The 26,807-nt window shown below is 41.2% G+C and carries 25 protein-coding genes; 24 read left to right on the top strand and 1 reads right to left on the bottom strand.

Annotated elements, in window-relative coordinates:
• Positions 1–46 precede the first annotated feature (46 nt).
• The 11 genes from cspD (at position 47) to EFB00_RS01630 (ending at position 12,951) form a co-directional block, all read left to right on the top strand.
• The gene (gene cspD / locus EFB00_RS01680) at positions 47–247 is read left to right on the top strand and encodes a cold-shock protein CspD (protein WP_122645207.1); all 201 of its coding nucleotides are present in this window, start codon (positions 47–49) and stop codon (positions 245–247) included.
• A 158-nt stretch (positions 248–405) separates the two neighbouring features.
• Positions 406–804: a glycerol-3-phosphate cytidylyltransferase gene (gene tagD / locus EFB00_RS01675; protein WP_122645206.1), complete on the top strand. Its 399-nt coding sequence runs from the start codon at positions 406–408 to the stop codon at positions 802–804.
• Positions 805–926: 122 nt separating this feature from the next.
• On the top strand, positions 927–1,985 hold the full coding sequence (locus EFB00_RS01670; protein WP_122645205.1) for an ABC transporter ATP-binding protein: 1,059 nt from the start codon (positions 927–929) through the stop codon (positions 1,983–1,985).
• Positions 1,986–2,032: 47 nt separating this feature from the next.
• Entirely contained in the window at positions 2,033–2,842 is an 810-nt protein-coding gene (locus EFB00_RS01665) for an ABC transporter permease (protein ID WP_122645204.1), read from the top strand.
• Positions 2,843–3,125: 283 nt separating this feature from the next.
• Positions 3,126–4,256 carry an LCP family glycopolymer transferase gene (locus tag EFB00_RS01660; RefSeq protein ID WP_122645203.1) on the top strand — a complete coding sequence of 377 codons (1,131 nt, stop codon included), beginning with the start codon at positions 3,126–3,128 and terminating at the stop codon, positions 4,254–4,256.
• 373 nt (positions 4,257–4,629) lie between these two features.
• Positions 4,630–6,771 carry a peptidoglycan D,D-transpeptidase FtsI family protein gene (locus EFB00_RS01655; RefSeq protein WP_122645202.1) on the top strand — a complete coding sequence of 714 codons (2,142 nt, stop codon included), beginning with the start codon at positions 4,630–4,632 and terminating at the stop codon, positions 6,769–6,771.
• Between the two features lie 254 nt (positions 6,772–7,025).
• A complete protein-coding gene (locus EFB00_RS01650; protein ID WP_122645201.1) occupies positions 7,026–7,307 on the top strand; it encodes a hypothetical protein in 282 nt (93 codons plus the stop codon).
• Complete coding sequence (locus EFB00_RS01645) at positions 7,308–9,368, top strand: cation:proton antiporter (RefSeq protein WP_122645200.1); 2,061 nt, start codon at positions 7,308–7,310, stop codon at positions 9,366–9,368. It abuts the gene before it with no gap.
• A gap of 201 nt (positions 9,369–9,569) precedes the next feature.
• Positions 9,570–11,459 (top strand): ABC-F family ATP-binding cassette domain-containing protein, encoded by a 1,890-nt coding sequence (locus tag EFB00_RS01640; protein WP_122645199.1) that lies wholly within the window; start codon positions 9,570–9,572, stop codon positions 11,457–11,459.
• A gap of 9 nt (positions 11,460–11,468) precedes the next feature.
• Entirely contained in the window at positions 11,469–12,413 is a 945-nt protein-coding gene (locus EFB00_RS01635; protein ID WP_122645198.1) for a thymidylate synthase, read from the top strand.
• 49 nt (positions 12,414–12,462) lie between these two features.
• Positions 12,463–12,951, top strand: a complete 489-nt coding sequence (locus EFB00_RS01630) for a dihydrofolate reductase (protein ID WP_122645197.1) — start codon at positions 12,463–12,465, stop codon at positions 12,949–12,951.
• 48 nt (positions 12,952–12,999) lie between these two features.
• On the opposite strand, the gene trhA is transcribed toward EFB00_RS01630, so the two are convergent.
• Positions 13,000–13,653: a PAQR family membrane homeostasis protein TrhA gene (gene trhA, locus EFB00_RS01625; protein ID WP_122645196.1), complete on the bottom strand. Its 654-nt coding sequence runs from the start codon at positions 13,651–13,653 to the stop codon at positions 13,000–13,002.
• A 131-nt stretch (positions 13,654–13,784) separates the two neighbouring features.
• Between trhA and EFB00_RS01620 the strand changes: the two genes are divergently transcribed.
• The 13 genes from EFB00_RS01620 (at position 13,785) to xerC (ending at position 26,793) form a co-directional block, all read left to right on the top strand.
• Entirely contained in the window at positions 13,785–14,627 is an 843-nt protein-coding gene (locus EFB00_RS01620) for a DegV family protein (RefSeq protein WP_122645195.1), read from the top strand.
• A gap of 163 nt (positions 14,628–14,790) precedes the next feature.
• On the top strand, positions 14,791–15,687 hold the full coding sequence (locus EFB00_RS01615) for an SGNH/GDSL hydrolase family protein (protein WP_122645194.1): 897 nt from the start codon (positions 14,791–14,793) through the stop codon (positions 15,685–15,687).
• A complete protein-coding gene (locus tag EFB00_RS01610) occupies positions 15,687–16,376 on the top strand; it encodes a YpmS family protein (protein WP_241153389.1) in 690 nt (229 codons plus the stop codon). Before EFB00_RS01615 ends, EFB00_RS01610 begins: the two co-directional genes overlap by 1 nt.
• 51 nt (positions 16,377–16,427) lie before the next feature.
• Positions 16,428–16,949 carry a peptide-methionine (S)-S-oxide reductase MsrA gene (gene msrA / locus EFB00_RS01605; RefSeq protein WP_122645192.1) on the top strand — a complete coding sequence of 174 codons (522 nt, stop codon included), beginning with the start codon at positions 16,428–16,430 and terminating at the stop codon, positions 16,947–16,949.
• Positions 16,942–17,166, top strand: coding sequence for a YozE family protein (locus EFB00_RS01600; RefSeq protein ID WP_122645191.1), 225 nt, complete (start codon positions 16,942–16,944; stop codon positions 17,164–17,166). Before msrA ends, EFB00_RS01600 begins: the two co-directional genes overlap by 8 nt.
• Positions 17,167–17,380: 214 nt before the next feature.
• The gene (locus EFB00_RS01595; RefSeq protein WP_122645190.1) at positions 17,381–18,814 is read left to right on the top strand and encodes a S41 family peptidase; all 1,434 of its coding nucleotides are present in this window, start codon (positions 17,381–17,383) and stop codon (positions 18,812–18,814) included.
• A gap of 56 nt (positions 18,815–18,870) precedes the next feature.
• Positions 18,871–19,413 (top strand): signal peptidase I, encoded by a 543-nt coding sequence (gene lepB, locus EFB00_RS01590; RefSeq protein WP_122645189.1) that lies wholly within the window; start codon positions 18,871–18,873, stop codon positions 19,411–19,413.
• Positions 19,414–19,479: 66 nt separating this feature from the next.
• On the top strand, positions 19,480–20,340 hold the full coding sequence (gene ylqF, locus EFB00_RS01585; protein ID WP_122645188.1) for a ribosome biogenesis GTPase YlqF: 861 nt from the start codon (positions 19,480–19,482) through the stop codon (positions 20,338–20,340).
• Entirely contained in the window at positions 20,337–21,104 is a 768-nt protein-coding gene (locus EFB00_RS01580) for a ribonuclease HII (protein WP_122645187.1), read from the top strand. Before ylqF ends, EFB00_RS01580 begins: the two co-directional genes overlap by 4 nt.
• Positions 21,105–21,164: 60 nt before the next feature.
• The gene (gene dprA / locus EFB00_RS01575) at positions 21,165–22,031 is read left to right on the top strand and encodes a DNA-processing protein DprA (RefSeq protein WP_122645186.1); all 867 of its coding nucleotides are present in this window, start codon (positions 21,165–21,167) and stop codon (positions 22,029–22,031) included.
• 129 nt (positions 22,032–22,160) lie between these two features.
• Positions 22,161–24,239, top strand: a complete 2,079-nt coding sequence (gene topA / locus EFB00_RS01570; protein WP_122645185.1) for a type I DNA topoisomerase — start codon at positions 22,161–22,163, stop codon at positions 24,237–24,239.
• Between the two features lie 63 nt (positions 24,240–24,302).
• Positions 24,303–25,607, top strand: a complete 1,305-nt coding sequence (trmFO, locus tag EFB00_RS01565) for an FADH(2)-oxidizing methylenetetrahydrofolate--tRNA-(uracil(54)-C(5))-methyltransferase TrmFO (protein WP_122645184.1) — start codon at positions 24,303–24,305, stop codon at positions 25,605–25,607.
• Between the two features lie 286 nt (positions 25,608–25,893).
• Positions 25,894–26,793: a tyrosine recombinase XerC gene (xerC, locus tag EFB00_RS01560; RefSeq protein WP_122645183.1), complete on the top strand. Its 900-nt coding sequence runs from the start codon at positions 25,894–25,896 to the stop codon at positions 26,791–26,793.
• The last annotated feature ends 14 nt before the right edge of the window (positions 26,794–26,807 follow it).

Here is a 26,807-nt window from a genome sequence, read left to right as displayed (position 1 = left end):
GCGAAATATTTCGTTACTAATTTTAAACACGGAGGCTACACATAACATGGAACATGGAAAAGTGAAATGGTTCAACAATGAAAAAGGGTTTGGGTTTATCACAGCAGAAGGCGGAGATGATGTATTCGTACATTTTTCTGCGATCCAAGGAGATGGATTCAAATCACTAGAAGAAGGACAAGAAGTTGAGTTTTCGATCGTAGAAGGCGCGCGGGGACCGCAAGCTGCTGAAGTAACGAAACTTTAAGCCTCGACCAATGAACTTTCAGGCATCTTGGGCATCAGTAGACACTGATTGTTTGAGATGTCTTTTTTATTGAATAGTCGCAGTCAAATTGGCAAATATTGCTATTTCATTTTTTTTTTGGTATCGTGAAGTATAAATATAAAAAAAGAGGGAAGAATATGAAACGTGTAATTACTTATGGAACATTTGACTTATTGCATTATGGGCACATAAATCTGCTGCGTCGTGCAAAAGAACAAGGAGATTATCTCGTTGTTGCGTTATCAACGGATGAATTCAACTGGAATGAAAAACAAAAGAAATGCTATTTTTCTTATGAAAAACGTAAACAATTGCTGGAAGCGATCCGTTTTGTCGATTTAGTGATCCCTGAAGAAGGTTGGGAGCAAAAAGTCGAAGATATCAAGCTTTATCATATCGATAAGTTTGTAATGGGAGATGATTGGGCTGGAAAATTCGATTTTATCGAAGACGAAACCGACGCTGAAGTGATTTATTTGCCAAGAACTCCAGAAATCTCTACCACACAGATCAAAAATGATTTAAAATTAAAATAGTCGATATAAGCCGAGAAAAGTTCCTCGGCTTTTTATTTGCAGACGAGCCACTTTACGACAGAAAAAAATATGGTATCATGTACAATGAATTCCTGTGACAGAATCAACTATGCATAAAAAGGATGAATATTTTGGAAGATAAGACAATCAAAGTAAGAAGTACCCTGGTAACGAAAGAGTACGACTTATATAAAAAGAAATCTGATAAAGTAAAAGCATTGTTCAAATTTTATCATCGCAATGTTCCTCGTTTCTGGGCTTTAAAAGGGGTCAGTTTTGATGTGCGCGCCGGTGAATCAGTAGGTATCATTGGGATCAATGGATCAGGAAAATCCACATTATCCAACGTGATCAGCGGGATCATCCCGCCAACTTCTGGAACGATGGAAGTCAATGGCGATACTTCGATCATCGCGATTGGCGCGGGATTGAAAAATCAATTGACTGGATTGGAAAATATCCGTTTGAAAGCATTGATGACGGGGATGACGAATAAAGAGATCGATCAAAAAATGTCGGAGATCGTGGCCTTTGCGGATCTCGGTGATTTTATCAATCAACCAGTCAAAAGCTATTCCAGCGGGATGAAATCACGTTTAGGTTTTGCGATTGCCGTGCATAATGACCCTGATATCCTGATCATTGACGAGGCGTTGTCTGTCGGTGATGAAACATTTTATCAAAAATGTGTCGATAAGATTCTTGAGTTTAAAGAACAAGGGAAAACGATCTTTTTTGTCAGCCACTCATTGGCACAAGTTGAAAAGCTGTGTGATCGCACTATCTGGATGCATTACGGAGATTTGCGAATGTTTGGACCGACCGAAGAAGTAATGAAAGAATATCGCGCCTTCATCGACTGGTTCAAGAAACAACCAAAAAAAGAACAGAAAAAATATCAAGATCAGCAAAAAGAAGAGCAAAAAGCATTTAATCTATCTAAATTAGCGGAGAAATACAGCAAAGATCCATTACTAGCCGCCCAAAATTTAGAGCAAACAACCATTGAGAAAAACTTGAAACGAATTCCTCTAGGCGATAAGATGAGTGCTCCAACAAAACTCATTTTAGGTATTGTCTTCTTGGCTACCTGTTTTATGGCTTTAGCGACGTTTAGCGATAAATCATTGATCTGGTCGTTGCAGCACCCACTACAAATGCTGCAGCGCATATTCAATTAATACAAGAACATGTCTAATAATAGATATTTGAGAAAAGGAAGAGTTTAGTGAAAGAGATCTCAGTAGTTATCAAAGAACAATTTCAGCATCTTGGTATGATTTCCCGCATGTCGCGGTATGAAGACAAAGCTACTTATCAAAGCCATTATTTAGGTTTGGCTTGGCAGATATTGAACCCGGCGATCCAAGTAGGTATTTATTACTTAGTTTTCGGTCTGGGTGTGAACGGCAATCGAAAAATAGATGGCGTGCCGTTTATCGTCTGGATGTTAGTAGGGATCACAGCCTGGTTTTATATGAATGCTTCCGTCTTGGGTGCATCTAATAGTATCCATCGTCAAGTTGGGATGGTCGCCAAAATGAAATTTCCGGTAAGCATTCTGCCTACCATTAATATTGTGAGTAACTTGACTTCGTATATCCCAATGACAGTGATCGTTATCGGCTCCTTGTTAATGACACATTCCATGCCCACACTTTACTGGTTACAGTATATTTATTATTTTATCTGTATGATCGCATTTATGTTTGCCTTTGGTTTGCTGAATGCAACGATCACCGTATTGATTCGAGATTATCATATCTTTTTACAATCGATCTTACGTTTGCTGTTTTATGTGTCAGGACCGATCTGGGATATCAATAATCGCAATTTACCAATAGCCCTTGTAAAGGTCTTGCGTCTGAATCCTTTTTACTACATTATCGAAGGATTCCGGGACAGCTTTTTAAGCCGTCAGTGGTTTTGGCAAAAGCCGACATTGACCCTTATTTTCTGGTGTATGGTGCTTATTTTATTGATTTTAGGCAGTCACTTGCACATGAAATTCCGTGCTCGTTTTGTAGATTATATTTAATCAATAACGATCTTTTAACAAATAACAAACAGAGGAGGTGTCCGAGCGTTCTTATTAACGTTCGGCTCTCTTTTTTTATACAAATTTTGTTGATAATCTATTTTTATGAAAGCCTTTTTTATAAAAATTGAACTATTTTTTGGTATAATTATTTGAGGATGCGTTTCATTTGTATTTCAAAATTGTTAAGTTTGTGTAATAAAAGAAACGTTGCATTGCTCAAAGTGTAAAACTATGGCAAAATTTATTCGTTATTGTAAGCTAAAGAAGACAGAGGTGTACTATGCGCTTATATCAAAAAATCATTCTAACGATCTTAGGCGTGATCACGTTGGGGATTGCCGGATTGACTGTTTACGGGATCAAAGTTTATCACGATGCCAACACAACGTTTAATAATATCGTTGAAAAAGTTGATCGAAAAACCACAAAAAGAGATCAGAAAGTCAGTATTAATGATCGTGAACCTTTCTCGATCTTGCTGCTGGGGATCGATACTGGGGCTCTAGGACGGACTGAACAAGGACGTTCAGACAGTATGATGGTTGTAACTGTCAACCCTAAACAAAAGAAATCAACGATTGCCAGTCTTGATCGCGACATCTATACAGAAATCGTTGGTTACGGAACGATGGATAAGCTGAACCATGCCTATGCCTATGGCGGTGTGGAGATGTCAATGGACTCCGTTGAAAATCTGCTGGATATCCCTATTGATCATTATGTTACGATCAATATGCAAGGGATGCGGGATCTTATCGATGCGGTCGGTGGGATCGAAGTCGATAATAAAATCGAATTTACTCTAGAAGGCGTCCATGTGCCGGCTGGGAAAATCAAACTGAATGGTAAGACCGGACTTGCGTACGCACGGATGCGTAAACAGGATCCAGAAGGTGATGTTGGACGACAAAAACGCCAACGAGAAGTCATCACCAAAATCGTCAAGAAAGTCATGAGCTTAGACAGTGTAAGTAATTATCAAAAGATTTTAAAAGCTGTTGAAAAGAATTCAAAAACTGACTTGTCGTGGGATGATATGTTGGATATCGCAGAAAATTATATACCGGCATTCCAAACGATCGAACAAGTCCAATTGCAAGGCGAATCACAGATGATGAACGGCATTTATTATCAAATGTTGGGAGTCAAGGAATTATTGGACGTACAAAATAAATTGAAGGCGCAGCTTGATTTGCCGACAAGCGACACATTGCCTTCACAGGATGAATATACAGACGGATATGCTCAAGAACAATTTAGCGACAATACGGAAGGAGACGGTACTGCTGCTGACCAGTATCAAGATCCTAATACCGCTGGCGAATATGCCGGTTATAACGGCTATGACGAAACTTATACAGAAAATACCGGCTATTACGACCAAGGCTACACAGATGGCGGCGGCTATTAATTAAATCTAATATTGAAGAACTGGGAATTTTCCCAGTTCTTTTGTTTTAAAAAAACAACTAGCTAAACTGAAAAAACAGCAACAACTGAACAACTCCATAAATAGTTACGCAGTTTATACACAATTTTTTTCCACAAGAAAAAATTTTTAACTAGTGTTTCACAAAAATATCAGATGTAAACAAGAAGAAAACAAAATAAATCGAGGATATGGAATTTCTTTTTGGGGTATCCCAAAAGTTAACGTGAAACATTCAAGAGCTGTGACAGGCTGTTTTTAAATATTTTTATAGTTCTCAAAAAGAAACTGTTTAAATATTTTTTTTTTGGTAAAATATAAGGAGTACGTAGTCGTGTGTGGAAGGATTTGAAGTATGAAGAAGTTTATGGAAAAAATACGGATAAAAGAGTGGATCGAAAACATCAAAACAGGTGCGCAAGAGCCGGAGAACAAAGTTAGCAGACGTTCACATGTTCCATTTCGTTTGAACTTTTTATTTTTTACTATTTTTACATTATTTGTGGCGTTGATTGCTCAATTAGGCTATTTGCAGATCGTTAACGGTGAAAATATCACGAATCAGTTGAAATCATCTTCTGTGGTCAAAGTACAAGGAAGTACACCGCGGGGAATGATCTATGATTCTACCGGAAAAGCATTGGTCAGCAACAAAGCAAATCCGGCGATCACGTTTACGCGGGGAAATAAAATGACGGCGGATGATCTTTATCAACTTGCAAATAAGTTGAATGAATTGATCGATGTGCCGATCGATAAAAATTTACGGGAACGAGATAAAAAAGATTACTGGCTGGGAAATAAAGACAATCTGGAAAAAGCTACGGACCGGTTGTCAGATGCTGACAAAAATCTTGATCCTAGTGAACAGTATGCAAAAATCGTTGATACCGTGACGGATAAAGAGATCCAATTCAATGAAAAACAAGAAAAAGCGGCAACAATCTTTAAACGTATGAACGCTGCCCAAGCGTTAAATACAGTTTTCATCAAAAATCGCGATGTAACGGAAAAAGAATTGGCTGTCGTTTCAGAACGTACAGCTGAACTTCCTGGAATCTCAACAGGCACTGACTGGACGCGGGAATATCAAGAAGAAGGCTCATTGAAAAGTATCATGGGCAGTGTTTCGACTGAAGAACAAGGAATCCAAGCAGCTGATCTTGAAAAATATCTGGCAAAAGGCTATGCTCGCAATGACCGGGTCGGAACCAGTTATTTAGAAAAACAATACGAGGATGTTTTGCAAGGTACCAAGTCGCAATATGAGATCTCACTGGATCACGAAGGTAATATTTCTAATCAAAAAGAAGTCTTTGCCGGAGAAAAAGGGTCGAATCTCGTATTGTCTATCAATGCGGAATTTCAAAAGAAAGTTGACGCGATCTTAAAAGAAAAGTTCCAACCGTTAGTAGATAACGGACGAGCGGAGTATTCTCCAGGGATCTATGCTATGGCGATGGATCCTAATACTGGAAGTGTGTTGGCAATGTCCGGCTTTTCTCACGCTACTAAATCAAACAAATTGGAAGAAGACGCTTTAGGAACGATCGTCAATGCATTTGTTCCTGGATCGGTAGTCAAAGCGGGAACATTGACAGCCGGCTGGGATGCGGGAGTTCTTAAAGGAAATGAAGTATTATATGATGAACCGATCAAAGTAAATGGCGCGAACGTCAAAGGTTCTATCTTCAACAAAGACGGTAGTAACAACCGAAATATCTCCGCCCAAAAGGCGCTAGAGATTTCTTCTAACTCCTATATGATGAAAATCGCTTTTCGTTTATTGGGAATGAATTACAATTACAATGTCGGTATGCCGTATATCAACCAACCGATTCAAATCAAGGCGTTTGATGAGTTGCGAACAGCTTTTGCGCAATACGGAATGGGGACAAAAACCGGCATCGATCTGCCTAATGAAGAATCTGGTATCAGTACAGATGTCAGCACGCTTTCATTAGAAGGAACTGGTGCGCTGATCCTTGACCTTTCTTTTGGGCAATATGATACTTATACAACGGTACAGTTGGCTCAATATGCGTCTACTGTCGCAAATGGCGGAAAACGGATGCGGCCTCATTTGGTCACAGGAATCTATGACAATGATGAAAACGGTGATTTAGGAAGTCTGAAAAAAGCGATCCAACCTCGTGTCTTGAATACGGTAAATATTTCCAAAAATGAAATGGAAATCATCCAAAATGGTTTCTATGATGCTGTTCATGGTTCAGATCCATGGACGACAGCTACCGGGTTAGCTTCAGCGAAAATGGATGTATCGGCCAAAACCGGTACTGCTGAAACTTCTATCTTTGATAATGGCAAAGAAGTCAATCTGATCAATAGTAATCTGGTTGCCTACGGTCCATCAGATGATCCAAAGATCGCCATCAGTATCATGATCCCTCAGATCAAAGAACTGTCAGGTGATCACTTGAACGTTGAGATTGCCAAAGAAATCATGGATGCCTACTATGACTTATATATGAAATAAACCTTTTGGATCAGAGAGGTAGAAACTACCTGCTGTTCAACACAGCTGCAGCATGAAATCTAGCTGACTTTATATATCTGGACTATATATCCGCGTTTGCAAAAGTAATATTGTTTTGCAACGAAGTATATAGTTCAGATATTTTTTTAAAATTCAATTGCAATCTGCTGCTTTTTAGCTGAATTTGCTGAAAAAATCAGAAAAAAAGTGCATACTGTGAGATGTAAAAGAAACATTTGAATAGGAGTACGATCATGACGGAGAAATTTGAAGAAAAGATGCGTTTGCTGCATCAAGATTATGGTCAGCTGACGCCAGAAGAGCGACGTAGACTGCTTGAAGGAATCCGCCGAAAAAATATTTTGGCATTCCGGAAGTTAGAACGGCTGAAACATGAATTATTGCGGATGGAGACCAAACGTGTGCAACTGCGTTTAGCAGGCAACGAAAAAGAATTACAGTTACTTGAAGCTCGAATCCTCCGCAAAAAAGAAGAATTTTTACGAGGACTTTTTAAAACGAAGAGAGGAATGTAGATGGAATTTATTGAATTAGTGATTTTGATCGCTAGTGCGATTACTTTTTCAAATATTTTCAATAAAATGGTCCCCGCGATTCCTATTTTTTTCGTTCAGATATTTTTAGGTATTTTGCTGGGGCTTACAGAACATGGTCAATCTATTCATTTTGAACCAGAGATTTTTCTGATCATGATCATTGCTCCATTGCTGTTTCGTGAAGGAGAACATGCGGATATTCCGATGATCCTGAAAAACTTTGGTGTGATCTTGGCTTTAGCATTTGGCGGGGTATTGTTGACATTGCTTGGTGTAGGCCTGCTGGTACATCAATTATTGCCGATGATCCCATTAGCGGCTTGTTTTGCTTTTGGGGCGGCGTTAGGACCGACTGATGCGGTAGCGGTAGGATCATTGACCAAACGATTGAAGATCTCCAAAAAAGCATTGCGGATCTTAGAAGGGGAAAGTCTGTTGAATGACGCATCTGGGGTCACAGCGTTTCAGTTTGCTGTGTTGGCGCTTTTATCAGGAAGTTTTTCACCGGTAAATGCCGGGATCACGCTTTTATTTTCCAGTATTGGCGGCGCTGCGGTCGGTTTCATCGTTGTATGGCTGAAACGCAAAATTATTGAATGGATCGAAGGCGCGTCTGCACAAGATGTTACCGCCTATCTTTTGATTGAGCTTTTGTTGCCGTTTTTAGCTTATTTACTGGCAGAAGCATTCCACGTTTCGGGAATCATTGCAGCAGTCATTGCCGGGATTGCACAAGCACAATTTCGTCGGAGCAAAATCAGTCTGTTTACTGCGGAATTAGCCAATGTCTCGGAGGCTACTTGGGGAACGATCGTGTTTACACTGAATGCGCTGGTTTTTGTCTTTTTAGGGATAGAGATCTCGCAAGTGTTCTCTCCAGTCTGGGAAAGCGCCACGTATTCAAATCAGCATCTTTTAGGGATCATTTTTGCGGTAGCAGTCAGTCTGTATATTTTGCGCGGGATTTTTATCGTGATGATTTATCTTTTTAAAGAAAGAAGCAACATCAAAAATTGTTTTAATGAAATTCTTTTATTGATCTTTGGCGGGGCAAAAGGAACGTTGAGTTTGGCGACGATTTTTATTTTACCCGTCACAGTCCATGCGCAGAATTTTGAAATCCGGTCGGTACTTCTATTTTTAACTGCAGGAGTCATTATCGTCACATTAGTGATTTCTATGCTGGTTCTCCCGCTGCTTTCTGAAGGAGAAGCAGAACTGCCCATCGATCAGAAAAGACTGTTGATCTTGAAAGAAGTTGCTGCTCAATTAAACGCAGAACGGCAGTTATCTGAAGTGACAGATTCTGAAAAAGTAGCTTTGCAAGCTGTGATTGACAATTATGAAGGTCGGATCTGGGAGACTTACGAAGGATCATTGACTGAAAGTGAACAACAAGAGGTCCAAGAAATACGTGGTCTGATCCTTTCTATCGAACAGGATGGACTAGATGAAAGTTATCGAAAAGGAGAGATCAGCCGCAACAGTTATCGTTTTTATTCACGCTTTATTTCTGAATTTCAAAGATCAGCTACGCGACAATTTTTCTCGTTTCTTGGATTTTGGTTACTAGTAGTACGTCAAATTCTGCGAGTGATGATTCATCCTAAACTTTTTTGGCAGCGTTGGAAAGCCAACGGGCAGGATCTCAAACAGCGGAATATTTCTGAATTGCAAGATGTTTTTGAAAAAAACACCCAACAAGTCCAAGAAAGTTTGGAAAATCTGCGGGACGTATATGATGAAAAATTGATTGATGGTTTTTTGCATCGACGTCAGTTAGTGATCGAACGGCTGCGGCAATCAGATTTTTTTGTCAAAATGCTAGTGAAAGGTGATCCTTCATTCTCAAAAGAGATCTTACGAGGCTATTATTTAGAACGAAAAGTCATTGATGAATTTGAAAGTGCTGGAAAAATCACCACTTTTTCTGCCAATGAGTATCGTAAAGAAGTCAATTTATTGGAATCGTACGCGATTAATCAAAATAGTGCACCTTCATTGATGACCTTCTTGTGGCAGATCCGTATCGAAAAATAAATAAGTGAAGACCGTCTGACAGACTAGCTGCAGGCGGTTTTTTCACAATTTTTTTACTAATCTTGATATATTCATGCACAGAAACCATTAGCTATTCGTTTACCTAAATGAAAAAAATTTGTTCAGGTTTAAATTTGGTCAACTGTTTTTTGAAAGGAATGAATGTGGTACAATAAGCGAGAATTATCGAGGAGGGATTTTGTGAAAGAGTTAAAAGTAGAGCGTTTGACAAAAACATATGGTGAAAAGACGCTTTTTGACCAAATCTCTTTTTTGATCCATGAAAAAGATCGAGTCGGTTTGATCGGTATCAATGGAACTGGAAAGTCCAGTTTATTAAACATTTTGGCAGGAAAAGACAGCGGAGATGGAGATATCACAGCCATTAGCTATCCTAGCGATTATCGGATCGGATTCTTGTCTCAGACGACTGACTTAGCAGAAGACAAAACGATTTTAGAAGCGGTCTTCCAAGGAAACAGCCCGATGATCCAAGCAGTTCGCAATTACGAACAAGCGCTGCTGGATCTTACTGAACATGGCGGTTCTCCAGAAGTACAGGAGCGCTTCGCTAAGGCAGAGGAAACAATGAACGAAAAAGATGCTTGGCTGACAGATACAAACGCCAAAATCATTTTGCAAAAGCTGGGAATCCGCGAGTTGGATAAAAAAATCAGTGAACTCTCCGGTGGACAAAAAAAGCGGGTGGGACTTGCACAAGTCTTGATCGATGAACCGGATATGCTTTTGCTGGATGAACCTACCAATCATCTTGATTATGAAGCGATCCAATGGCTGGAAAGCTATTTGAAACAATATCGAGGTGCGTTGTTGATGGTCACCCATGATCGTTATTTTCTTGATCGTGTAGCAAATCGCATGTTTGAACTGGCCTTTGGGAAATTGTATGAATACAAAGGGAATTACGAGTCTTATCTGACAGAAAAAGCCGAAAGAGAGCGGGTGGCATCTGAACAAGAGGACAAGCGCAAACAGTTATACAAACAAGAATTGGCATGGATGCGCCAAGGTGCAAAAGCACGTTCAACCAAACAACAAGCGCGGATCCAACGTTTCGAAGACTTGAAAGAAAATCTGCATCAGGTTCAAACTACCGAAAATCTTGCGATCGATGTGGCAACCAAACGTCTTGGAAAAAAAGTGTTGGAAATAGAAAATGGCGGGTACACCATTGAAGGCCAGCGAATCTTAAAAGACTTTGATCTATTGATCCAGTCAAGAGAACGTTTAGGGATCACTGGAGAAAACGGCACCGGAAAGTCAACATTGCTGAATATTCTGGCAGGACGGATCCAATTAGACAGCGGAACATTGAACGTAGGCGAAACAGTCCGATTAGCATATTATACGCAACAAAATGAAAAAATGGATGGCGAGCAACGAATGATCGCTTATCTGCAAGAAGCAGCCGAAGAAGTGCGGCAAACGGACGGTACGACGATCAGCGTCGCTGAATTGTTGGAACGTTTCTTGTTTCCTAGATACATGCATGGGACAAAGATCGGTAAATTATCCGGTGGGGAGAAACGCCGGTTGTATCTGCTGAAATTATTGGTAGGCCAACCGAATGTACTTTTGCTGGATGAACCTACAAATGATCTGGACATCGATACATTGACCGTTTTGGAAGATTATTTGGGAAGTTTCCCTGGTGCGGTGATCACTGTCTCTCACGATCGCTACTTTCTTGATAAAGTTGCCGAAAAATTGCTGATCTTTAAAGGTGATGGAGAGATCGAAGGGTATTACGGTTCGATCATGGATTATTTACAGATCAAAGAGCAGCCGGCAGAAACTGTTAAAAGTACTCAAGAAAAAGTTGTCGCAACTTCGACACCAGAAACTAAAAAGAAAAAATTAAGCTATCTGGAAAAGAAAGAATGGGATACTATTGAAGATGAGATCGCAGAACTAGAAGCCAAGACCGCTGAGCTGACAGAAGCGATGAATCATCAAGGGGACGATTTCACCAAACTGCAAGAACTGCAGCAGACCCTTACAGAAACAGAAGCGGAACTGGAAAAGAAAATGGAACGCTGGGAATATTTGAGCGAATTTGCGGACGCATAAGGAGGAGCTATGGAACAGGCATATCTAGAACTAGGAAGAAAATTGCTGGAAGAAGGACATCAAAAAGGAGATCGTACCGGTACGGGAACCAATAGCTTGTTTGGTTATCAAATGCGGTTTGACTTGTCTCAAGGATTTCCCTTGCTGACAACGAAACGCGTGCCTTTTGGACTGATCAAAAGCGAGTTGCTTTGGTTTTTGAAAGGCGATACGAATATTCGTTATTTACTACAGCACAATAACCATATTTGGGACGAATGGGCATTCGAGCGTTATGTTCAAAGTTCAGAGTATCAAGGACCGGATATGACCGATTTTGGCCGTCGTGCATTGGCGGACGAAGAGTTCAATAAAGTCTATCAGGAAGAATTGAAACATTTTTGTTCACGGATCGTCGAAGACGCGGAATTTGCGGAAAAATATGGAGATCTAGGTCATATTTACGGTTATCAATGGCGGCATTGGGAAACCAAAGAGGGCGGATTTATTGATCAAATCAAAGATGTCATTGAAATGATCAAAAAAAATCCTGATTCCCGCCGCTTGATCGTGTCCGCATGGAATCCAGAAGATGTGCCATCTATGGCTTTGCCGCCTTGCCATACCTTGTTCCAATTTTATGTCAATGACGGCAAGTTGAGCTGCCAATTGTATCAGCGCAGTGCCGATGTCTTTTTGGGGGTTCCGTTTAATATCGCAAGCTATGCATTGCTCACACATTTGATCGCTCATGAAACAGGACTGGCTGTCGGAGAGTTTATCCATACGATGGGGGATGCACACTTGTACAACAATCATTTCGAACAGATGAAAGAACAGTTGACCCGCGAGCCGCGTCCATTTCCCAAATTAGTATTGGCAGATAAAAAGTCTGTTTTTGATTTCGAGATGGAAGATATTACTTTAGAAGGCTATGATCCTCATCCATCTATCAAAGCGCCTATCGCGGTATGATGGATGTTGGTAAAATAGAGATCCAGAAATTATTAAGGGGGCAGAAAAGATGTTAGCTGCAATTTGGGCAGAAGATAAAAATGGACTGATCGGCAAACAAGGAACATTGCCTTGGCGCCTGCCAAATGATCTTCGATTTTTTAAAGAGAAAACGACTGGAAACATCATAGTCATGGGACGTAAAACATTTGAAGGTATGGGGAGCCGCCCACTGCCTAATCGGACGACGATCGTTTTGACGTCAGACGAAAACTATCAAGCAGAAGGTGTCTTGGTCCTTCATTCTGCAGCTGAGGTGTTGGATTATGCCAAACAGCAAAGTCTGCCGGTTTTTGTGATCGGCGGGGCTGTGGTTTTCCAAGAATTGCTGCCAGAATGCGATACGATTTATCGTACGGTGATCGAAGCTGAATTTGAAGGGGATACGTATCTTCCGGCAATTGATTGGTCAGTTTGGAAATTAATCGAAACGATCCCCGGAACGGTGGATGAAAAAAATATTTATCCTCATCGATTTGAGATTTATAAAAGAAAATAATAAAAAATCTGAGAGCATACTGTTATAGCAGTATGTCCTCAGATTTTTTTAGGTGAAAAACAGGATGGAAAAATACATCAATCCCGCACCAAGCATCACAAACAAATGCCAAACGACATGCATGAAGCGGATATTTTTGAAACTGTAAAAAATCGCGCCGATGGTATAAGCGACCCCGCCGCTGACCAGAAGCACTGTACCTGTAACACCTAGTGACGCCAATAGCGGTTTGGCGGCCAAGATACACAACCAGCCCATAATAATGTAGATGACTGTTGAAACTTTCGAAACCGTTTCTTTTTTATGCAATGTCACCGATTTATAAACAACGCCGCTGATGGCTGACAACCAAATCAAGCCAAACAGTGTCCAACCTAACCAGCCGCGAATACTCAATAAGCAGTAAGGTGTATAACTGCCGGCGATCAAAAGAAAGATCGATGCATGATCAAAGACCTGAAAGACTTTTTTAGCCCTTGTAAAAATCAAACTGTGAAATAGTGTGGAACATAAAAAAAGCAAAATCATCATGGAGCCGTAAACAGCATAAGATACCACATGGATCGCAGAACCTAATCGTGCCCCTTTCACCAACAAAATCACCAGTCCCGCCACGCTCAGTCCAAAACCGATACCGTGTGTGACCGCGTTTAAAACCTCGTTTACAATCAAATATTTACGGCTGAATTTTGATTTTTCCATGAAAGCGTCCTCCTTCTTGAGCGGAAATAAGATGAAAAAATAATTACTCTCTGTTATAATTTAATTAAATTATGGTTTAGAAGTATTCTACCATGAAGTGTATCCAGTTTTAAAGAGAGAGTGGTCGAACAATGACAAAACTTAAGATAGTAACAGATTCTTCTTGTACCATGGAAAAGAGTACGCGTGAACGCTTGAATATCCATGTAATGCCGTTATCCGTAATGATCGATGGTGTGGTCTATCCTGATGATGATCTTTTGAGCGGCGAAAAATTTATGGAGATGATGGCTAACGCCCACGAGCTTCCAAAAACCAGTCAACCGCCTATTGGAGAATTTGTTGACTTGTATGACGAATTAGGCAAAGACGGCAGCCAAGTGCTATCGATCCATATGACAAAAGGATTGAGCGGCACCGTTGAGGCGGCTCGTCAAGCCAGCAATCTTTCTAAGAGCAATGTGACTGTCGTTGATAGCGATACGACAGACCAAGGATTATCTTTCCAAGTGATTCGCGCTGCCGAATTGGCGTTAGAAGGAAAAGAAATCGATGAAGTCTTGGATGAAGTCGAACGGGTACGAGAAAACACAAAATTATTTATTGGTGTTTCTACATTAAATAACCTAGTGAAAGGCGGACGCATCAGCCGGACCAAAGGAATCTTATCCAACTTGCTGAATATGCGGGTCGTTATGGATTTTGATCATTCTGAGTTGATCCCCATCGTCAAAGGGCGCGGCGCAAAAACCTTCACCAAGTGGTTTGAACAATTGAAAGCGGAATTAAAGGAAATCCCGAATGTCAAACAAATCGGTATTTCTCATGCGGCAGGACAAGAATTGACTGAAAAATTCAAGGCTGAACTACAAGTGCTGTTTCCTGATATGCACATCCCGCTTCTGCATACGACACCGATCATCGCAACACATACCGGCGAAGGTGCCTTTGCCATTACCTATTACACTGAATAGATAAGGAATGCAGCTCAGGGGTGAAGTCAACCTTTTGAGGTGCATTTTCTTATGAAAAAAATTTAGAAATTACTAATTTCCACTGGTATCTGGCGGGAAAACTATTTTTTTTGCTGTTTTTTTGCTAGAATACCCAGAAAGAACTAAATGGAGCTGTATTTTATTGAAAATAATGAAGATAATCATTCATGTACTATTGGTAGGGATCATGGCGTTTCTTGTTTTTATTCTGCTGGATCACACCATTTCTAAAGAACAGCCGCGTTTGGAACCGGCATCCGTTCTAAAAAAAGACTCAGACAAAAAAGAAAAGATCCATTATGTCGCGATCGGTGATTCACTGACAGAAGGAGTAGGAGATCAAACAAAGCGCGGCGGATTTGTACCGATCGTAGCAGATGATATTCAGACACGCTATGATCTTGCCGGTGTAGAAGTTGAAAACTATGGTGTGGCTGGTGAGCGCAGTGATCAAATCTTGAAACGTATAAAAAACGATCAAACGATCCGAGACAATATCGAAACTGCGGACTTTATCACGATGACGGTGGGCGGAAATGACTTGATGCGCGTTTTTCAAACGAATTTTTTCAATCTGACTATCAAGACATTCAACAAGCCTATTAAAAAATATCAACAAAGGGTCACTGACTTATTAGACGAGATTCGTCAACTGAATCAAACTGCACCGATCTATATCTTAGGCATCTACAATCCATTTTATCTGAACTTCCCTGAGATCACAGACATGCAAAAAATCGTTGATAATTGGAATCAAGCCACTGAAGAAGCTGCGAAAGCTGAAAAATTGACAGCATTTATTCCAATCAATGACTTGCTTTATAAAGGATTGGACAGCAAGGTCGGCATCACCAGCGAGTTGTCGGAAACAGAAGACAGCAGCATGAGCGGGAATAATTTAAATAGTGTAGATAATAATGTATTGTATGAAGGAGATAAATTCCATCCAAATAATATCGGCTATCAACTGATGGCAAGTGTTGTCAGAGATGAGTTGATCAAAACGCAAGACGAATGGTTAATAAAGGGGCAGAAATAATGGAAAATAAAACACCAAAAAGAGCACAACGGCCGCAGCAAAAGAATCAGCGGCAGGGATTTCGCTTAAAAAATCCTTGGCGCGCTGCTTTTTTGCTGTTGGCGGCATTAGTACTGGGAACAGGTTTTTTTCTTGGTTCGCGACTTTTTGCTGAACGGGAACCTCAGTATAAAAAAACACCGGATATCGTTGAACACAGCGGTACTCCTGTATTGACGATCAACAGTAATAAAAAACAGGTCAATGAATTGATCGACTTTTATTTGGGAGAATTCCAAAAAGATTCCGATGTGAAATATGACTTTGCTTTAGAAAACGAAGCGATGTTGTCAGGAGAATTCAAAGTATTGGGCTTTCCAATGCGCTTTTATCTATATTTTGATCCATACGTCATGGACAACGGAAATATCCAACTACGAGCGAAAAGCTTGTCTATCGGTACGTTAGGACTTCCTATCAAAGAAGTAATGGATATGGTCAAGCGCAGCTATAAATTCCCTAAATGGATCGATGTCAATTCGAAAGAAAAAAATATCATGATTCGACTGGATCAATTCCGTATGCAAAATGGATTGTTCATGAAAGCTAATAAGATCAATTTAGTAGACGATGAGATCCAAATCAGTTTATACTTACCGAAAAGTGAGAATAAAACTGCTGACACTAGCACATCTACAACAGAAGAATAGTTTCAACGACAAAATAAAGTAAAATTTTCAAGCAATGAGGAGTGTTTTTATATGGAAAGAGCAATTTTTGCAGGAGGCTGTTTTTGGTGCATGGTTCAGCCTTTTGATGAAACACCCGGGATCTACTCTGTCGTTTCCGGCTATACAGGAGGACACGTACCTGATCCTACATATGAACAAGTACGCAGCCATACGACTGGACATACAGAAGCTGTAGAGATCATCTATGATCCAGAAATCATCAGTTATGAACGATTGGTAGAGATCTATTGGCAGCAAACGGATCCTACTGATGCTTTTGGTCAATTTGAAGATCGTGGAGATAATTATCGTCCAGTGATCTTTTACTCAACAGCTGAACAAAAACAAATCGCTGAAAAGAGCAAAGCAGAACTGCAAGCCAGCGGACGTTTCACTGATCCTATCGTCACTACCATCGAACCCGCTCAAACATTTTATCCGGCAGAAGATTACCATCAAGACTATTACAAAAAAGACCCTGAAAACTTTGCCCGCAATCATGCGCGGCGGGCGGCTTTTGTAACCTCTCACTGGGGTATCGAGCATGCGTAAAAGTTTCTATCAATATCTGATGGCGGTCAAGGGACCAAATCATCGTGATGAAGCGCAGGTCTTTGCGACCAACGCCAGTCACGATATCCAGTTTCCTAAGCAATCTACTGACTATCACGAACTATCCACCTACTTGGAAATGAATGTCGATTATCTGCCGTCGATGGATATTTTTGATCGTTTATGGGAAAGCTATCTTGAAGACAATAGCCAATAAAAAAGGGAGTCGAAAATCAGTTGTTTTCGGCTCTTTCTTCTTGGATTCAGAAAGGAGAAAAGAACCTTTAAAAAAACATTCATCACTTATTTTTGCTGGTAATAAAATAGGAAATATCTCCTTTTTCAAGTAGCAAACATTAAAATCTATGCTAAAATGAAACGTAACTCAATTGAAGTTTTTTAGCGAATCCGCAAAAAGTTGGAGGCACCATATGAAAAAACAAAAAACTGTTCCGTTGTCTAAGCATTTAGTATCGCTCGTCTGTGTAGCGATCATTTTTGGCGGCGGCGGGATATTGTGGCAAAAGAATAATGATCAGACTGCTGAAAAAGCAGAAAATATCGAAGCGAAAAATACAGACGATTTAAAAAAAGTCCATGATCTGTATGAGACGCTTACGAACAATTATTATAAAGAAGTTCCTAAAGATGAGTTGATCGAAGGCGCGTTGAAGGGCATGACTGAAGCGTTAGGCGATCCGTATACTTCTTATTTGGATCAGACTGACGCTGAGGAACTGGACCAATCATTAGCGGATAGTTTTGAAGGCATCGGTGCGTCTTTGACTATCGTTGACAAGATCCCTCAGATTGCGCAAGCGCCAATCAAAGGAACTCCTGCTGAAAAAGCTGGGCTGCGGGTCAACGATCAGATCCTGAAAGTGGATGGAGAAGAAACTGCAGGTAAAGAACTTTCTGAAGTTGTTAGCAAGATTCGCGGAAAAAAAGGTACAGAAGTCAAGCTTACGATCCAACGGGATAAAAAACAATTCGACGTAACACTGACGCGAGACACGATTCCTGTAGAAACAGTCCATGGTGAATTAGATAAAGATCATTCCACGATCGGTGTGATCCAAATCACCAGTTTTGGTGAAAGTACAGCTGACGAGTTACAGGATACGATTAAAGATCTGCGGAAAGATGGCGCAAAATCTTTCATGCTGGATCTGCGGCAAAACCCAGGCGGTCTGTTGGATCAAGTAGAACGTATGGCCAGCATGTTTTTGAAAAACGGCAAGGCGATCGTCAAGTTTTCTGATGCGGACGGTATCGTTTCTACTGCAAAAGCCGGCAAAGACCTAGATGATGGTTTTAAGGTGACGGAACCGGTAGTTGTTTTGGTTGACGGCGGCTCGGCATCTGCTTCAGAGATTTTTGCAGCGGCATTGAAAGAATCGGCAGATATCCCTGTGATCGGTACTACGACATTTGGAAAAGGAACTGTGCAGAGTGTAGCGGATCTTGGAGATAAAAGCGAGATCAAGCTGACAGTCATGAAATGGTTGACACCTTCTGGAAATTGGATCCATGAAAAAGGATTGAAACCAACCATCAAAGCAGATTTTCCCGACTATGCGTATCTTCCGCCATTACCCCGAAATAAGGCTTTGAAGATCGGACAAAATTCAGATGATGTAGCAACTCTGAACCAGTTTTTAAAAGCACTGGGATATGATACCTCAGGTGAAGATTTCACGAAAGAAACACAAGCGGCTGTTATAGCAATCCAAAACGCAGCTGGTCTAGAAGCGACCGGTGAAGTCGATGAACAAACAGCCAATCAAATCGAAAAACAAATCACAGAAAAAATCAAAGGACAAGATGGTGCGTACCTTACAGGCATCAAAGAGTTGACGAAATAACAAGTGGTAGTTTTTTTAGAATCTATTATTCAAACAATAAAGGCGAGGTGGGACAGGTGAAAAAATTTTTAGATCAATTTTGGGTGGTTTTCAAATATGCGGTATTAGCCGCTGCAATCGCATTTGTGATCCGCGGATTTTTATTGATCCCTGTTCCTGTCGAAGGCAATTCAATGGAGACGACATTGAACCAAGGAGATATGGTCTTAGTGGAGAAAATTTCGCCGATCCATCGGTTTGACGTCGTGGTTTTCCAGCTTCCCAGCGGTACTACTTATATCAAGCGTGTGATTGGTCTGCCAGGAGATATTGTTGCGTATAAAAACGATAAACTCTACATCAACGGCAAACAAGTCGAAGAACCCTTCCTGAAAAAAAACAAACGCAGCGATCAGCAAGCATCCTCGTATACCAATGATTTTTCTTTACAGGAATTGACAGGGGCGGTGGCCTTGGATGATAACAGTTACTTTGTGATGGGAGACAATCGTCGTGTTTCAAAAGACAGCCGCTCATTTGGCGCCATCAGCAACACTGAGATCATCGGTAAAGCACGAGTCGTTTATTATCCGCTGGACCATATGCGGATCATTGACTGAGTTTGGTAAATAATAGATCATACAATATTTGAAAGAAAATGAATGAAACAAGGAGATGGTGCGTAGATGACCACTATTCAATGGTTCCCCGGACACATGGCGAAAGCCAAGCGGGAAGTATCAGAAAAATTGAAATTTGTCGACATCGTGTTTGAACTGGTAGATGCCCGTTTGCCGCTTTCATCGCGGAATCCGATGTTGGATCAGATTTTACAGCAAAAGCCTCGTTTGGTGCTTTTGAACAAAGCCGATCTTGCCGATCCGCTTCAAACAAAACAATGGCAAAAATATTTTGAAAATCAAGGCTTTTTAGCTTTGGCGATCAATGCGCAGGACAATCAAGGCGTCAAAAATATCGTCGGTAAAGCCAAACAAGCCTTACGGGAAAAAATCGAACGAGACAAAGCACGAGGTTTGAAACCAAGAGCGATCCGTGCGATGGTCATTGGGATTCCCAACGTTGGAAAATCAACGCTGATGAATCGATTAGTTGGGAAAAAAATCGCTCAGACGGGTAATAAGCCTGGTGTGACAAAGGGACAGCAATGGCTGCGTTCCGGCAGTGAATTGGAGTTGTTGGATACACCGGGGATTCTTTGGCCAAAATTTGAAGATCCTGAGATCGGAAAAAAATTAGCGCTGACAGGTGCTATCAAAGATCAGCTGCTGCATTTGGATGATATCGCACTTTATGGGCTTGATTTTTTTGCTCGTTATTATCCCGGCAAGATCGCCGAACGATACGGTTTAGAAAAAAGCGAAGAAGAACAGCTGGCTGCTGATCTCTTGATGTCAATCACCGCCAAAAAAGGATTCCGAGACAATTACGAACGGGGCAGCGAGATGATCATTTTTGATATCCGTCATGGAAAGCTGGGACGTTTTACTCTTGACCGATATGAAGAATTAGGAGCGAACGTTGAATGAAGCCTGAATCTATTCAAGAAATCAAACTGAAATTGAATCAAATCGAAACTGCTGGCGATCCGTATCTTGAAGTATTAGCGAAAGATTCACGGATCGGTGTGCAGAAATTATTATTGCAATTTGAAAAACGAATGGCCAAAAAAGCCGGCTTGATGGAAAAATATCGAGAAATGAGTCGATTTGAACAAGAACTGTATGCTCAAGGACATCGATTTATCGCTGGGATCGATGAGGTGGGTCGTGGGCCGTTAGCGGGACCGGTTGTGGCTGCGGCTGTTATTTTGCCTGAAAATGCGCAGATCTTAGGATTGAATGATTCAAAACAGCTTTCCCAGCAAAAGCGCGGCGAACTTTTCCAACAGATCCAGCAACAAGCAGTAGCGATCGGTGTCGGTGTCGTGGATCACGTGGATATCGATGTGATGAATATTTATCAAGCCAGTCGAAAAGCAATGAGTTTAGCAGTGGCGGACTTGTCAGTCCAACCGTCCCATTTGCTGATCGATGCCATGACATTAGATCTGCCGATCCAACAACAGAAAATCATCAAGGGCGATGCTCGTTCGATCTCTATCGCGGCGGCAAGTATCATCGCCAAAGAGCATCGGGATCAATTGATGACAGAATATCATAAGGTCTATCCTTATTATGGCTTTGACCGCAACGCTGGTTATGGCACAAAAGAACATTTGGAAGGATTGGAAAAATACGGTCCGACACCGATCCACCGCAAAACCTTTGCGCCAGTAAAAAAATATATTTAAAAATTTTCCTTCTTTCTTGCGAATTTTCTATTGGATCATTCATAGAAAGAAGGGATTTTTTTGACAACATTAGAAGAACTATTATTCAAACTGACTTATTGTAAAGGAATCGGGATCATCAAAAAATGGCAGCTGGTGGATTTTGCTGTAAAATTCCAGCGATTTGATTTTACTCCTAATGAAGTGATCGAGATCATCGGCGCGACGAAATATACACCTGTCGTGAAAGAATCTTGGCGGAAAATGACTAAGGAATTTATTCAACAAAAAATGAACAGTCAGCAATTTGTGACTTATTTTTCACCGGAATATCCTGTTCTGCTGAAACAAATTCCGCAACCGCCATTGATTCTTTTTTATCAAGGGAATATCGATCTGCTGCAATTGCCCTTGATGGCTTTTGTGGGCGCTCGGGACGCGACAGAATATGGTCGCCGGATCATCGAACGCTTTGTACCGAAAGTCGTCCAAAAAAATTATGCCATCATCAGCGGATTGGCAAAGGGTATCGACAGTTACAGCCATCACGCGGCGATCCAAGCAGAAGGCTATACGATCGGAGTGATCGGTACAGGCGTGGATCGCTGTTATCCGCGAGAGGTTTTTCCGATTTATTCAGAAATGAGGGAAAACCATCTGATCATCAGCGAATATCCAGAAGGCACAGGAGCCAAGAAGTTTCATTTTCCCATGCGCAATCGGATCATCGCCGGGCTTTGTCACGGTGTTTGTGTGATCGAAGCGAAAGAGCGCAGCGGATCTTTGATCACTGCGCAATTAGCATTAGATGCTGGAAGAGAAGTTTTCGCCTTTCCGGGAGAAGTGATCAGCGGACGCTCAAACGGTTGCCACCGCTTGATTCAAGACGGTGCCAAATGTGTAGTGACAGCCGCAGATATTTTCGATGAACTGCCGAATTTTGATTAAAAGTATTTCGCCTTTCTTGACAAACGTTTTTCTAATGGATATGATAAGCTACGATTTGTATGTAGATCGAAGTTTAAAAAACGATATATATTATAGTAGAAAAAGTTAAGAGAGGAGCTATTTTTATTCATGGCATATAAATATCTGGTGATCGTGGAATCGCCTGCAAAAGCAAAAACGATCGAGAAATATCTCGGCAGAAACTACAAAGTTGTAGCGAGTGTCGGTCATATCCGCGATTTGCCAAAAAGTAAAATGGCGATCGATATAGAAAATAATTATGAACCCCATTACATTTCGATCCGAGGAAAAGGCGATGTCATCAAAGGATTGCGCAGCGCCGCTAAAAAAGCGGAAAAAGTTTTTCTGGCAAGTGACCCGGATAGAGAAGGAGAAGCTATCGCTTGGCATCTCGCCTATCTTTTAGGATTGGACCTGAAAGATAAAAACCGCGTAGTCTTCAATGAAATCACCAAAGACGCGGTGAAAGCAGCCTTTAAAGAACCTCGCAGTATTGACTTGGATCTAGTGGATGCTCAACAAGCTCGTCGCGTATTGGACCGTTTAGTCGGCTACTCATTGAGTCCGATCCTTTGGCGGAAAGTCAAAAAAGGATTGAGCGCAGGTCGTGTGCAATCCATCGCGTTGAAAATGATCATTGATCGGGAAAAAGAGATCCGTCAATTTATTCCTGAAGAATATTGGTCGATCGACGGCAATTTCAAAAAAGGAACTAAGAAGTTCAAAGCCGGTTTCTGGGGTATCGACGGCAAAAAGAAAAAACTGCCGAATGCTGAAAGTATCAAAGAAGTCACGGATCGTTTAGATGGCAAAGATTATGACGTGAAAAAAGTTGAGAAAAAAGAACGCAAACGCAATCCTGCAGCGCCATTTACTACCAGCAGTCTGCAACAAGAAGCGGCACGCAAATTGAATTTTCGTACCCGTAAAACCATGATGGTAGCCCAACAGCTTTATGAAGGGATCGCTTTAGGCAAACAAGGAACGGTCGGTTTGATCACCTACATGCGGACAGACTCAACTCGGATCGCGGAAACTGCTAAAGAAGAAACCGCAGAATTTATTGAAAAAACTTACGGTCCAGAATTTGCGGCCCACGGCAAACGCAAAGTAAAAAATGCCCAAGGTGCTCAAGATGCCCATGAGGCTGTTCGTCCTACAAGCGTGTTGCGAACTCCGGATGAAATAAAACAATACCTGGACAAAGATCAGTTGAAATTATATACACTGATCTGGTCACGTTTTGTCGCCAGCCAAATGACACCGGCAGTTTTAGATACGATGAAAGTTACACTGGAACAAAACGGTGTGATCTTCATTGCTAACGGCTCTAAGATCAAATTCAAAGGGTTTATGCAAGTCTATGTCGAAGGTCGGGACGACGGCAAAGAAGAAAAAGAAAATATCCTTCCTGAATTGGCAGTAGGTGATGTTGTTCAATCCGTACAGATCGAACCGAAACAGCATTTTACCCAACCACCTGCACGTTATAGTGAAGCGACATTGATCCGTACCTTGGAAGAAAAAGGTGTCGGACGTCCTTCAACTTATGCGCCGACATTGGAAACTATCCAACGCCGTTATTATGTGAAGTTGCAGCAAAAACGGTTTGAGCCGACAGAACTTGGTGAGATCGTCAATACATTGATCGAGGAATTCTTCCCGCAGATCATCGATGTCAACTTCACCGCTCAAATGGAAAAAGATTTGGATGGTGTCGAAGAAGGAAAAGAGGAATGGGTCAAAGTCGTGGATCGTTTCTACCGTCCATTTGAAAAAGAATTGACAAATGCGGAAGAAAAAATCGAAAAAATCCAGATCAAAGACGAGCCTGCTGGATTTGACTGTGATGTCTGCGGCAATCCAATGGTCATCAAGCTGGGACGTTACGGCAAGTTCTATGCCTGCAGCAATTTCCCGGATTGTCGGAATACAAAACCAATCGTCAAAGAAATCGGTGTAGAGTGTCCAGTCTGTCATAAAGGGCAAGTCATCGAACGGAAATCTAAGAAAAACCGGCTATTTTATGGCTGTTCTCGTTATCCCGATTGCGACTTTACTTCATGGGACAAACCAGTCGGCCGGAATTGTCCGAAATGCGGAAAATATCTTGTTGAAAAGAAAGTCAAAGGCGGCAAACAAATCGTCTGTGTCAATGGCGACTACGAAGAAGATATCCAAAAATAGCAGACGCTGTTGCGAGAATTCTCTCGATAAATCAATGTTACTAATGTAGAAAAGAGGACGAGTATGACACAAACAGTAAATGTAATCGGTGCGGGGCTTGCCGGAAGCGAGGCAGCTTGGCAAATAGCTGAAGCAGGCGTGCCAGTGAAACTTTATGAAATGCGCCCTAAAAAATCGACGGAAGCACATCATTCCCAAAATTTCGCTGAATTGGTCTGTTCAAATTCCTTGCGAGGAAACAGTTTAGCAAATGCAGTAGGTGTTTTAAAAGAAGAAATGCGCCGGTTAAACTCAGTGATCGTAACTTCCGCTGATACAACAGCGGTACCGGCCGGCGGCGCATTGGCGGTAGACCGCGACACTTTTTCTGAGCTGGTGACGAAACGTGTCAAAGAGCATCCCAATGTAACTGTGATCGAAGAAGAAATCACTGAAATTCCAGAGGGGATTACTGTGATCGCTACTGGTCCATTGACTTCTCAACCGCTTGCGGAAGCGATCAAAGCTTTCAATGATTCCGACGGCTTTTACTTTTATGATGCGGCAGCACCGATCATCGACAAATCAACGATCGACATGGATAAAGTTTATTTGAAGTCACGCTATGACAAAGGAGAAGCGGCTTATCTCAACTGTCCGATGACAGAAGAAGAATTCAATGCTTTTCGTGATGCGCTGATCAGTGCAGAAGTCGCACCGCTAAAAGAATTCGAAAAAGAAAAGTATTTTGAAGGCTGTATGCCCATCGAAGTTATGGCTTCCCGCGGTCCTAAAACCATGCTGTTTGGTCCGATGAAACCAGTTGGATTAGAAGATCCTAAAACCGGTAAGCGTCCTTTTGCAGTCATCCAGCTGCGACAAGACAATGCGGCGGCGTCTTTATATAATATCGTTGGTTTCCAAACTCATTTGAAATGGGGAGAACAAAAACGTGTCTTCCAAATGATCCCGGGATTAGAAAACGCGGAATTTGTCCGTTATGGTGTGATGCACCGCAATAGTTTCATGAACTCGCCAGAATTACTGCAGCCGACATATCAATCAACGAAACGGGAAAACCTGTTTTTCGCCGGACAAATGACTGGTGTTGAAGGTTACGTAGAAAGTGCTGCCAGCGGATTGTTGGCAGGGATCAATGCTGCACGTCTTGCAAAAGATGAAGAGCCTATCACATTCCCGCAAGAAACAGTGCTCGGCAGTATGGCTTATTATATTACTCATGCAGAAGGCAAACATTTCCAACCAATGAATGCGAACTTTGGATTGCTTCCAGATCTCCCTGAGCGTATCAAAGATAAAAAGCTCCGCTATGAAACTTTAGCTCATCGCGCATTGTCTGCTCTTGAGCAAGTCCAAAATGAAATTTAGCTGAAAATAAAATCAAAAAAGCTCAAAATAAAATATCCGAATGTTAGAGAGACGGTTTCTGTGTTATGACAGGAGTCAAGGGGGCTTCCGTATTGATCTCATCGACTAGCGTTCGGGTATTTTTATGCCTGTTTTCATTTTATTTTCGTTTTATCTGAGGCTAATTGTGAATAAATTGTGTAAATTGTGAGAAAACTTAAAAATATTGTTTAAATTCCGACAACTAGTTTGTTTTTTTTTTACGAGTATGCTAAAGTTGTTTCGAACCAGAAAAGAGGGGATGAAAATGGGACAAAAGGATTGGCCGCAAGAATTCTATCGTTATTTAATCGTAGAAAGAGGCTATTCTGAGAATACCCAAAAAGCCTATCAAGAAGATTTTGAAGATTTTTTTGAATTTTTGAAAACTTCTGGAGATAGTGATTTTTTGACTATCGATCATCGTGACGTTCGTGTGTATTTAAGTTTTTTGAACGAACGGGAATACAGCCGAAATACGATCAGCCGTAAAATCGCCAGTCTGCGTTCGTTTTATCAATACTTGCTGAAACAAGAAGTGATTGAGGAAAATCCCTTTACTTACATTCACTTAAAGAAACGTACCGGAAAACTGCCGCGCTTTTTTTATGAAAAAGAGATGGCGGCGTTGTTTGACAGTGTTGCCGGTGAAAAACCGTTAGATCAACGGAACCGTGCGCTGTTGGAGATTTTGTACGGATCAGGACTGCGGGTCAGTGAATGCGCAGGACTTCAGATTTCAGATATCGACTGGTTCGGTGAGGTATTATTGATCCATGGGAAAGGGAATAAAGAGCGTTACGTGCCGTTTGGGTCTTTTGCCCAAGAAGCGCTGAAACGATATATCGAAAACGGACGATCCCAGTTGATGAGTAAAAAAAAGAAAACGCATTCTTTCGTTTTTATCAATCATTTAGGTGATCCGATCACCCCTACTGGTATCGAATACGTATTGAATCAAATCATAAAAAAAAGCAGTTTGGACAGCAAGATCCACCCCCATATGCTGCGCCATACATTTGCTACACATCTATTGAATAACGGAGCCGATATGCGCACCGTTCAGGAATTATTGGGACATGCCAATCTTTCCACCACACAAATCTACGCACATGTCACAAAAGAAAGCTTACAAAAAAATTATCGTCAGTTTCACCCGAGAGCTTAATTTAGGAGGAAAAG

It is taken from the genome of Enterococcus mediterraneensis (assembly GCF_900604485.1).
GTDB classification, from domain to species: domain Bacteria; phylum Bacillota; class Bacilli; order Lactobacillales; family Enterococcaceae; genus Enterococcus_C; species Enterococcus_C mediterraneensis.
The sequence above is the reverse complement of the archived record's forward strand: the minus strand, read 5'-3'. Positions and strand labels throughout refer to the sequence as shown.